Consider the following 12,278-nt stretch of genomic DNA (forward strand, 5'->3'; position numbering starts at 1 on the left):
ATGTTCCAGTGGCGCAAGACCGCAGGCGTTCGGTCCCAGAAAAGCCGGAAAAAGAAGCAGCAACCTCGCCGAAGCCACCTCGAAACGCTCGAAGCGAGACGGCTTCTCGCCCGCGAAGTCTCGGGCACGCTGGCCGGAGACGACACCTGGTCGGGGACGATCCACGTCACCGGTGATGTCACGGTCCCGACCGGATCCAAACTGACGATCCAGCCCGACACGGTCGTCAAGTTTGAAACGGGACGATGGCTGACCGGAAACGGGGCGATTGAAGCCGTCGGAATGCCGGGACAACCGATCGTCTTCACCAGTGCCCTGGACGACACCGTCGGCGAAGACCTGACACCGGGGGTCGAAGGTGTGCCCTTTCCCGGTCACTGGGAATCGCTTTACCTGAGTGGTCCGAACACGCAGTTCAATCACGTCGATGTCCGTTACGCCGGCGACGTGAACGGCGATGGGGCGTTCGGTGGTCAAACCGGTTCGATCGAGACGTCCTTTGACTCCGCGGAGCCGTCCGAGCAAACGCAGCTCTCCAACGTCGTGATCAGCCACGGCTACTCCAACGGCGTCAACGTGTACGCCGGCAGCCCGAGTTTGAGCAACGTGACTGTCAACGATTCGCTCGGCGTGCCGTTCTACTTCGACATCGACGCCGATCCTGATGTTGCGGCAATCGGCGGAACCGGCAACGCGGGCGGAGATCGCATCGCGGTTCAAGCCGGAACATTGACCGAGAACCGTTCATGGGATTATGGTGAGCTACCCGTCGCGATCATTGGTGGAGATTATATTGTCGGGCAAGACGGTGACAGTCAGCCCGTCACACTCTCGGTAGCGCCCGGGACCGTTGTCAAGGTGCCGCAGGCTCGGTACCTTCACGCGTCTCAGGGGAAGATCCACGCCGTCGGAACGCCGGCCGAGCCGATCGTCTTTACCGCCGCAACGGATGACTCGATCGCGGGAGATTCCAACGGTGACGACGATGCAACCACGGCTTTTCCCGGCTATTGGGAAGCGATCTATCTGGATAGTCCCGGCAGTGTCTTTGAAAACGTCGAAGTCCGCTACGCGGGTGACACCGATGGCAACGGCGCGTTTACCGGACAGACGGGTTCGTTCGAACTCCGTTACGACAGCCATGATCCGAATCTGCAGAACCGGCTCACCAATGTCCGCATCTCGCGCGGTTATTCCAACGGCGTGAACGTCCGCGCCGGTGCCCCGGACTTGGACACCGTGCACGTCGAAGATTCGCTCGGTTATCCGTTCTACTTTGATCTCGATTCCAATCCATCGACCCACCAGTTGACCGGTCGGGACAACGCGGCCGGCGACCGGATCGTGCTGCAAGGTGGAACGCTGACCGAAGATCGCATCTGGGACTACGGTGACCTGCCGCTGCACATTGCGTCCAGCGATTTCGTGGTCGGACAAGATGCCTCCAACAATCCGGTCACGTTGACGATTGCCGCCGGCACGGTGATCAAAATGTCCAACGCACGATACCTGCAGTCTCGGCAAGGCACGATTGTCGCCAACGGGACCCCCTCGGATCCGATCGTCATCACGGCCATCTCGGACGACTCGATCGGAGGCGACTCAGAAGGTGACGGTGACGCGACGGCCCCCTACCCCGGTTTCTGGGAATCGGTTTATTTGGACGGCCCGAAGAACGTCTTTGAAAATGTCGAAGTCCGCTACGCCGGCGACACCGATGGAAATGGACTGTTCACCGGCCAAGTTGCGGGTTTTGAATTGCGCTATTCCGGTGACGAACCGACGGAGCAAACACGTCTCACGAATGTTCGCATCTCCGACGGTTATTCCAACGGAATCAATGTCAGTGCCGGCGATCCGATCCTTCAGAACATTCACACCGAAGACAACTTGGGTGTTCCGTTTTACTTTGAACTCGATACGGATCCGGAAACGACAGGATTGAGCGGTCGCGGTAATCTGGGCGGCGACCGGATTGTGATCCAGGGCGGAACGTTGACGGAGGATCGAACCTGGGACTATGGCGACCTGCCGATCCACTTGACCGCGGGGAGTTTCATTGTCGGCGCAGACAGCGAGAGCAAGCCCGTCACGTTGACGATCGCCGCGGGAACGGTGATCAAGATGCCGAATGCGGCCTATTTCGAATCGCGTCAGGGCACGATCAACGCGGTCGGAACCGCTGAGGATCCGATCGTCTTTACCGCGTCCACCGATGATACCGTCGGCGGAGACTCCAACGGCGATCGAACCGCAAGCACTCCGTTCCCCGGGTATTGGGAGTCGCTTTACCTGTACGGACCGTCCAACGTCTTGGAACAGGTCCAGGTTCGTTACGCCGGCGACACCGATGGCAATGGAGCCTTTACCGGACAGGTCGGTTCGATCGAACTGTATCACAGCGGCAGTGAACCGGAGACCCAGAACCGTCTGTCAAACGTCAAGGTTTCCCACGGTTACTCCAACGGCATCAACGTTCGCGCGGCGACGCCGACGCTGGAGAACGTCCATGTGTTCAACAACGTCGGTGCTGCCTATTACTTCGAACTCGACGCCGCTCCCCAGGTCACCAATCTGACCGGCCGGGACAATCTCGGCGGCGATCGGATCGCGATTCAGGCGGGAACGCTGAACGAGAGTCGGGTTTGGGATTATGGCGACCTGCCCATTCACCTGATCAGTGGCAATCTGGTTTTGGGGGCCGACGCCGACTCCAATCCGGCAAACCTTGATATCGCGGCGGGTACGGTCATCAAGATCGATCAGGCAAACTACGTCTGGGCCCGCGACGGAGCATTGCGCGCCTCGGGTACGCCGACCGAACCGATTTACTTCACCGCAGCCAGCGACGACACCGTCGGCGGCGACGTGACCGGCGACGGAGATGCCAGCAGTCCCTACCCGGGTTTCTGGGAATCGATCTACATCGGCGCTGCGGGAAGTGTCCTTTCTAATGTGGTCGTGCGCTATGCCGGTGACACCGACGGCAATGGCGCGTTCACCGGCGATAGACAAGCGATCGAGCTTAGCACCGACATGACGCTGACGAACGTGGACGTCGAATCGTCTTACGGCGGTGGATTGCGAATCGAGGGCGGAGCGACCGTGACGTACACCGGGGGACGATTGGATTCGACGACCGAATCGACCAATGCCGCCCGTTCGGCGATCGCCGTGGTCAACGGCACGCTCACCGCCACCGACTTGGATCTGATTGCAAACGATGGCCCGGGCGATATTGGTGTCTATGTCCTCAACGGCCAATCCGCCAGCGTTTCGGGCAGCAATTTCATCGGCAACACGATCGCCGTATGGCATGACGGGACCGATCCCGGCAAAGCCAATTTTCAAAACAACTGGTGGGCCAGTTCAGGTGGACCGCATGACCCATCGGCGCTTGACGGGATGGTCAACGATCACCCGGCCGGTCAGCCGGTGACGGACTACATTGACTACAGCAATTTCCTGACTTCGCCGACCAATCGAGCCATCGGACCACGGGGAGTTGCGCTGAAGAAACTGGCGCCGACGACCGAAGCGATCCATCATCGCTACGAAGCCACCGACAACGCGCTCGACGCGAGCGGCACGCGCAACGGAACCCCCGTGGGTGACGCAACCTACGGCCCGGGGCGGACGGGTGGTTCCTCTTTCTTGCTCGACGGCGCCGGCGACTATTTCAATCTCGGCGCCTGGGCTCCGGCGGGCGATTGGACGATCGCTGCCTGGGTCAATCCGAACTCCGTTCCCGCGACCGGGTGGGTGGGACTGGCTGGCAGCCAGTCGTCCCGCCGCGACTGGTCGATTTCGATTTATGACGGCAATTACGTAGCGGTGTTCGAATTCGGTCAACGGGTCGACAGCGGCATCGCGGCATCGATTGGTGTGTGGACGCACGTTGCCGCAACGCTTCGGGATGGAATCGTGCACGTTTACATCGACGGCGTCTTACGAAATAGCGTCGCGGCCCCAGACTATGTGCCATCGACCTCCGGTGCACGTCTTGGAAGCACAACGTTTGATAACGCCGGCTTCTTCGATGGACGGATCGACGAGGTCTCGATTGTCGAGCGAAGTGTCAGCGATGACGAGATTGTTTCCTTGCGCGACTCGGGAACACTCGATCCGTTCAACCCCCAAGACCGATTCCTGGTGACGTTCGATCGGCCGATCGACATGGCCAGCTTTGGACCGGATGACATCGGCATCTCGGGACCGTCGACGGTCTCCGCCGTCCGGGTCGAAAGTGTGACTCGGTATTCGGCGGTCGTCACGCTTTCGGGCCGCCTCAGTAACGCAGGAACTTACGTCGTTTCTGTTGGGCCGGATGTGGCGGGATCCGCCGGCACGCTGATGGACCAGGACGCCGATGGCGTGCCGGGCGAACCGAATGACGATGTCTTCCAGACGTCGATCTTAATCGACACGTTCGGCCCGCGGATCGTGGGGCAGTCTCCCTCGGGATCGACCGGCACGGTGCTCTCTTCGATCGACATCACCTTCAACGAGCCGGTCGATCCGGATTCGCTTTCGGTCGACGACGTGCAGTTGTTTGATCCAGCAACAACAGCTGCGTTGGACGCCTATGATCCCGACGCGATCATCGATGGGTTTAGCGTGTCGGTGATCGAATCCACCAACGCGTTCAGTGGTTTGAGCGGAGCATTGGCGGTGGTCAACGACCCGTCTCGTCATTTGGCCAAGCGGTTCGTCAACGATCCTGTGGTCAATTATGGCAACTACGGCGGCAGCTATGGTGCCGATCAAACGCTGCCGCTTTCGGGATCCGACACCGACTATATCGTGTTAGATGCCGGCGCGACCATCACCATCCCGACCGCCGGGAAATGGACGTTTGCGGTCGCCAGTGACGACGGATACCGTCTGGATATCGATGGCCGGATCGGCGAGTTTGCGAGTGCGAGAGTGATCGCGACGGACTTGCACGTCTTCGATTTCCCCACTGCCGGCGACTACCCGCTGCGCATGGTCATGTACAACCAGGGCGGGGGGCTGGGCTTCGAACTGTCCGCGGCCGAGGGTGAAGTTGCAACTTTTGATGCCGCCACGTTTGCGCTCGTCGGATCGAGTGGCGGACTGGCCGTCAGAACCAATCCGGTTCAGCCTCTCAGTGACATTCAGATTCTGTCCGTCCAGCCGATCGACGCATCCAACACGACGTTCCGAATCAGCTTTCCCCCGCAGCCCTCCGACGGTGAATACCAGTTGGTGGTCGATCCAAATGCGACCGATCTTCAAGGCAATCGACAGGATCAAGACAACGACGGCATCGGGGGCGAGTCGGTCCAGGATCGATACGTCAGCCGGATCACCGTCGCGCGTGATCCGCTGCGTGTCGTTAGCCAATCGCCCTCCACCACGATCAATGGCGCGTTTGAATCGTTCACGGTCACATTCAACATCCCGATCGATCCCAACAGCTTCGCCACGACCGATGCCCGCGTGATCGGACCCGGCGGCGAAGTCACCGTCACGTCGATCGACCAAGTCGATGCGACGACTTATCGGGTGAACGTCCAGCGAACCACCGAAGACGGTGATTACCAACTCTTCATCGGACCCGATATCACCGATCCGGCCGGAAATCGGATGGACGGCGACGGCGACGCGGTTCCGGGTGAACTGGAAGACCGTTACGTGGGTGCCTTGCAGGTTGCCGGCGGCGGACCCTATGTCACCAGTTTTTCACCGACCGGCACGCTCGGACCGGGCAGTGACACCGCCGAGATCACGTTCAGTGAACCCGTTCGGCTAAACAGTTTTACGACCGCCGACGTCGTCTTCGGCGGTCCCGGCGGATTGATCCCGATCACGTCCATCCAACCGACCGGACCACGTTCTTACTCGCTGGCGTTTCCCCAGCAGTCCGCCGGAGGAACCTATACCTTCGCCATCGGTCCCAATATCGACGACTTCGGCGGTTTGGCGATGGACCAGGACCGTGACGGCATCGCCGGCGAAGCGGTTCAGGACGTGTTCAACGCATCGTTCACGATCGACGCCGCCGGACCGACCATCACCGCATACACGCCCGACTTTGTCACCAAGCCCTACGCGTTCATCGACTTCACCTTCGACGAAGCGATCACACCGGGCAGCTTCACGCCCCAGGACGTGCATTTTTCCGGACCCGGCGGGGCGATTCCGGTCAGCCAAGTGATCACGATGGATGTCAACAAGGTCCGTGTCTCGTTCGGCACCCAAAGTGCGCAGGGCACGTATTCGTTCCAGGTCGGTCCCCAAATCACCGACTTGGCCGGCAATCCGATGGACCAGGATGGTGACGGGAATTTTGGCGAACCGATCGAGGACCTGTTCAGCGGAACGGTCACGTTCGCCTCGCCCGATCTGGAAATCACGTCGGCGACCATCCCGAGTGAAGTTCAAAACGGCGACACGGTGACGATTCAGTGGACCGTCGACAACAACGGCGGCGCCGCTGCGGCGAAACCATGGACCGATCGTGTCGTCTTGTCCGCCGACAATGTTTACGGCGGAAGCGACGACCGATTTCTCGGCAGCGTCACTCAGGACGTCGATTTGGCCCAGGGCGAAAACTACACCGCATCCATCCAAGCATCGATTCCGTTTGGCATTGCCGGAAACTACTACGTCTTCATTCGTACCGACCACAGCAATCAGGTCTTCGAAGAAGACGAGATGAACAACACGCGGTCGAATGCCATCACAATCGCCGAAGCCGATCCGCCAGCGGACCTGATCGTTGATGCGATCTCAATTCCGGCCGGCGCGTTCATCGGTGACACCCTGAACGTGACCTGGCGGGTCCGCAACGACGGCACGGCGACGACCCTGGTCGACAGCTGGACTGATCGCCTTTATTTGAGCAGCGACAACGTCCGCGGCAGTGACACCCTGTTGGGGAGTTACACCCACACGGGAAGCCTGGCTTCGAATGCGTCCTACACGATGTCGGCCAGTCCCGTGATTCCCGCCCACGTCGCGATCGGCAATTACTACGTGCTGGTCGAAACCGATGCGACCCATCGAGTCGACGAGCCGACGGCGGAAGGCAACAACATCTCGGCTAGCAATACCCAAGTCGACGTGGCACTGACACCGCTTCCCGATCTCGTCTCCTTCGGTGTGGCCATCGACGCAGGAGTCACGCCCACCAGCGGCGAAAATCTAAGCGTGAACTGGACGACGCGAAACGATGGCGACGCGACGGCGGCGACACCGTGGATCGACCGCCTCTATCTGTCGGACGACCCGACGCTGTCCAGCGACGATGTCGCCTTGGGCCAGAAATCGGTTGCAAGCAGTCTGCTCGTCGGGGCCGAGATTCAAAACAACTTGACGGTGAGATTGCCCGACGGTGTCTCTGGTACAAACTATTTGATCGTCGTTCCCGATGCCGACAACACGGTCAACGAGGGCGATGGAGAAGCGACGGGGACGGCGACGCTGGAATTGGACGTCAGCGGTTTTCCCTACGCGGATCTGACGGTCCGCGAAGTGATCGCGCCGGAGTTGTTGATCGGCGACCCCGTCGATTTGACCGTATCGTGGACCGTCGAAAACGTCGGTGCCGGACCGGGGCGACAATCCAGTTGGACCGATCGCGTCGTCTTGTCCAACGACGGAATTTTGGGTGACGCCGATGATATTGTGCTCGGCGATTTTCAGCATTTTGGCGCCGTTCCGGACGGTCAGTCCTACACGCGCACCGAGATCATTCCCCTGGCTGCGCGGACCAATGGTCGGTTCACCGTGTTCGTTCAAACGGACGTCGGCGAGGTCGTGTACGAACTCGACGGCCACGCCGGCAACGTCGGTTCGCCGACAAACAACGTCGATGTCACCACCGCACCCTACAGCGACTTGTTCGTCGAATCGGTGTCCGTGACCGCTGGCCAATCGGCGACCGCGGGATTACCACTGGAAGTCAATTGGACGGTCGGCAACCGAGGAATCGCGACGACCAATCGCGACACGTGGACCGACTACATCTACGTCAGCAAAAATGAAAACGGCAGCGGCTTGCGATTGATCGGAAGCAGCACCCACGGCGGGGCGCTCTCGGTTGATGGATCGTACACGCGAACCGAATCGTTTGATCTGCCCCGCGATTTGGATGGACAGTACTACGTCTTTGTCCGCACCGGCGGCCCCTACGAATTCTTGTATTCGGGCAATGATGCAAGCGGAGGCAATCAGGGGCGCAGCGACGCGGTCGACGTGCTGTTCGTACCGCCGACCGCCAATCTGGTCGTGCAAGACGGCTCGATCACCGTTCCGAATTCACCTGCGGGATTTCAAGACGGAACCCAGATCGAAATCGGTTGGACCGTCCTGAATGATTCGGTCGACGCCAACGGCATCACCGAGAATGGTTGGACCGACCGCGTCTATTTGCAGTCGACCGACGGATCACAGACCTTCGAACTGGGCCGGTTTTCCGTCGCGGATCCCTTGGAGCCGGGTAAGTCCGTCGCCCGAACCGAACTCGTGCGACTGCCCCGCGCGACCGGGCAGTTCCGACTGTTCGTCCAGACCGATGTGACGGGCAGGGTGCTCGAAGCCAACGAATTTGACAACACGTCGTTCTCCGATCCGTTTCAATTGAACTTCCAACCGCGTCCCGATCTGCGGGTCGACGTGACCAGCGAGTATCCCGCGGGCGTCACCGCCGGTACCTCCATCGACGTCGCGTTCACCGTTCGCAACGCCGGCACCGCAGACACACCATCGGCCGGCAGCCGCTGGGTCGATCGCGTCTGGCTGTCGTCTTCCTCCAGCAGCACATCGGGGGCGATTCTGCTGGGGGAATTGCAGAACGGTTCGGCGCTCGGGTTTGTCGGGACGACAACGGGCCAAGCGACCGAGTACAGCAGTTCGGCAACGTTCTCCATCCCCCGCGCCCTTTCGGGCAACTGGTTTGTGCTGGTCGAGACCGATGCCAGGAACGCAGTCGATGAATTTCCCAACGACGGAAATAATCGCGACGCGCAAGCCATTGCGATCGATGCCAATCCCGTTCCGCCCCCGGATTTGGTTGCCGATTTTATTGCCGGTCCCGGGGATGTGTTCGATGATTCGTCGTTCACGGTGCGCTACAAGGTCACCAATCGCGGTGCGGGCGTGACCGATCCGGGGGCCTGGACCGATCAACTGTGGCTGACGCTGGGACTGGACGGACCCAATGCGGCACGCGGCGACCGGTTCATCGGAACCTATCGTCATGGCGGTGTGCTGCAGGTCGGGGAGTCGTATGAGGCGGAGGCCACGGTGCGAATTCCCAAGGGTTTGACCGGACAGTATTTCTTGACGGTCTACGCTGACGGCTACCGAAGCGTCTATGAGGCGTCGTTCGCCGAAAACACCAACCCGGACGCGCCCAACGATCTGGACGGAAACAACTACGCCAGCACGCCGATCAATATTTTGTTGACGCCGCCTTCGGACTTGCGTGTTCGCGAGTTGAACGTCGCCACGGGCCAGCCGATCGTGGGCGGCCAAAAGGTGTCGCTGAATTGGATCGTCGACAATATCGGGACGGTCGCGACCGATCGCGAGTCGTGGGCAGATGCCGTCTATTTGTCCGAAGACGATGTCTTCGATTCCGGCGATCAACTGGTGTTTGCGGTTCCGCATGACGGACGCTTGCAACCGGGCGATGATTACACGCACGACGTCGAATTCACGCTGCCGCCGTCGGCCAAGGGAAGCCACTTTTTCGTCCAGACGAATGTGGATCCACGAATCGCGCTGACCGAAGAAGCAAAGTTTCTGGAGGAAGTCGCGGCGGTCCTGAAGCGAATCGAAGCGGCGACGGGAAAGCCGATCGGGGAAACCGAAATCGGGGATCTGAAACAATTCTCACGCAGCGAGTTGCTGGCGATTCTTGCCGGTCCGACCAATACCTTGGTTCAAGTCTACGAAGGCCCCTTTACCGACAACAACGTCGGCTCGGCCGAAGCGACCGTGGTCGATGCGATCGCGGACCTGGTCGTTGAGAACGTCGCCGCATCACCGACCAGTAAGTCCGGCGAACCGATTACCGTCTCCTGGACCGTTCGCAATGCCGGCGACTTTGCGACCAACGAGGTCACTCAATCGATCAAACAATACGTGTATCTGTCCAAAGACCCGGTGTTCGATGCAAGTCGCGCGATCTTGGTCGGATCACCGACGAAAGTCCTGAATGCCCCGATCGCGGTGGATGGTTCGTACAACGCCAGTATGGTCGTGTCGTCGCCGCCGGGCAGCAGCGGCAACTGGTACGCCCACGTGTTTGCCAACGTTGGACTGTACCGTGGAACGCCCGTCCTGACCGCGTTCGGAAAAAGCAACTTCCCGGATTGGCCCAGGCATTTCGTCGACAAGACCTGGGAAGCGGGACGCAAATCGGACAACTTCGCTTCATCGCAGATCATCGCGATCGAGTATGCCGAGCCCAATTTGGTGATCTCCAATTTGTCGGCCGTTCCGACGAGCCCCAATAGCGGTTCACTGATGGACGTCTCGTTCACGGTCACCAACGAGGGGACGCGTGCGACTCGCGTCGATCGGTGGACGGACCGTGTGTTCCTGTCAACCGATACCTCGACCGACGCCTATGACATCGAGCTGGGAGCCCTGCGCCGAGACGAAGTACTCGGCATCGGCGACAGCTACGAAGTGGCGTTGCAGGTTCGCCTGCCGAACAATATCGGCGGCGAATTTCACGTGATCGCCCAAACCGACGCCACGTTCACGGATCGAAGCGCCGCGCTCTATTCATTGCCGTATCCGATCGCCGAAGGCTGGCCACGGTTGCGTGGCGTGAGCAGCAACGTTCTGGAATTCAACGATGAAGGCGACAACCAAGCCACGGTGCAGTTGGACGTGCAATTTGTTCCGGCGCCGGATCTGGTCGTCGATTCGGTCGACTTTGTCAGCTCCTCCAATCCGCCGTCCAACGTGATCGAAGTCGGAAACGGTTTCACGTTTTCCTACACCTACACCAACGATGGGGGCGTGATTCCCGATTCACAGGTCCCCTTTGTCGATCGCGTCTATCTATCGCGCGACCGACTGCTCGATGTGTCGAGCGACCACTATGTCAAACAAATTCGTCGTTTCGAAGCATTGGCGCCGGGGCAGACCGGCACGATCACCGAAACCGCTTGGCTGCCACGTGGGATCACCGGCGACTACTTCATCATTGTTGCGACCGACTTTCCCAACGCGTACCGCCCCGACGGGGAAGTGATCGAAACCAACGAAAACAACAACATCACCGTCGCGGCAACGCCGATTTTGATCGTCCAGCCGCCCCCGTCGGATTTGCAGGTGATCGACATTTCGGCTCCCACGTCGGGCAGCGTGGGCGACGTGTTGTCGGTTTCGTGGACCGTCGAAAATCGCGGCGACGAGAAAGCCCAAGCTCGGATCGCGGATGCCGTTTATCTGTCCGCCGATAGCCAATGGGACATCGGGGATCGCTTCCTGGGGCGTGTCGAACCCAGCTCTGTTCGCACGCTACAGCCCGGCGATTCCTATTCCGCGTCGCTCGACTTCGAAGTCCCCGTGGTATTGCCCGATGGATATCGCGTCATTGTCCGCACGGACATTTTTGATGATGTCATCGAAGGCGAAAACAATCGCAACAACGCTTCCTCATCGGCCGACGAAGTCAACATCACCGTGCCGCTGTTGCGATTGGACATTCCGCTGGAAGACCAATTGGCGGTCGGTGTCAGTCGGTTGTTCCAGCTGGACGTTTCGCCCGGCCAGACGATTCGAGTCGACTTGGACAGCGTGAACGGTATCGGTCGGCACGAGCTGTACGCCGCCCACGAACGGCTGCCCTCGCCCTTCGACTTCGATGCCGCCTACGAAGGCTACCTGTCGGCCGATCAGTCGATGATCATCCCTGAAACACTCGGCGGGCGTTACTTCGTGCTCGCCCGCGGCGGAGTTCGGATCGATGTCGAAGAAAACGACCCGCGAGCCCGATCGGAATACCCGGTCACGATGAATGCGACCCGGATTCCGTTCGGCATCACCGACGTAACACCAGATTCGGGTGGGGATGATCGCTACGTGACGATGACGATTCGCGGAGCCGAATTTCCTGAGCAGGCGGCGGTGCGATTGGTCCGCCCGACGCTGGCCGAGTTCGCGCCGGTCTCGGTTTCGCGGATCGACGCCACCAAGATCGTCGCCGTGTTTGATCTTCGCGATGCACCGCACGGATTGTACGACATTCAAGTCTTACATCCCGATGGGCGACTCGCCGTCGATCCGTA

1 protein-coding gene (only partly in view) is annotated in these 12,278 nt (G+C 60.0%); it reads left to right on the forward strand.

Going from position 1 to position 12,278, the window contains the following annotated elements; all coding sequences use genetic code 11:
- On the forward strand, window positions 1-12,278 hold the 5' end (the start) of the coding sequence (locus NZK35_RS16995) for a CARDB domain-containing protein (RefSeq protein ID WP_259633729.1). The gene runs 24,256 nt beyond the window's last position; 12,278 of the gene's 36,534 nt are visible here — the first part of the coding sequence; its start codon is at window positions 1-3; its stop codon lies off the right edge, out of view.

This window comes from Stieleria sedimenti, from assembly GCF_025060895.1.
In the GTDB taxonomy this organism is placed as follows: Bacteria; Planctomycetota; Planctomycetia; order Pirellulales; family Pirellulaceae; genus Stieleria; species Stieleria sedimenti.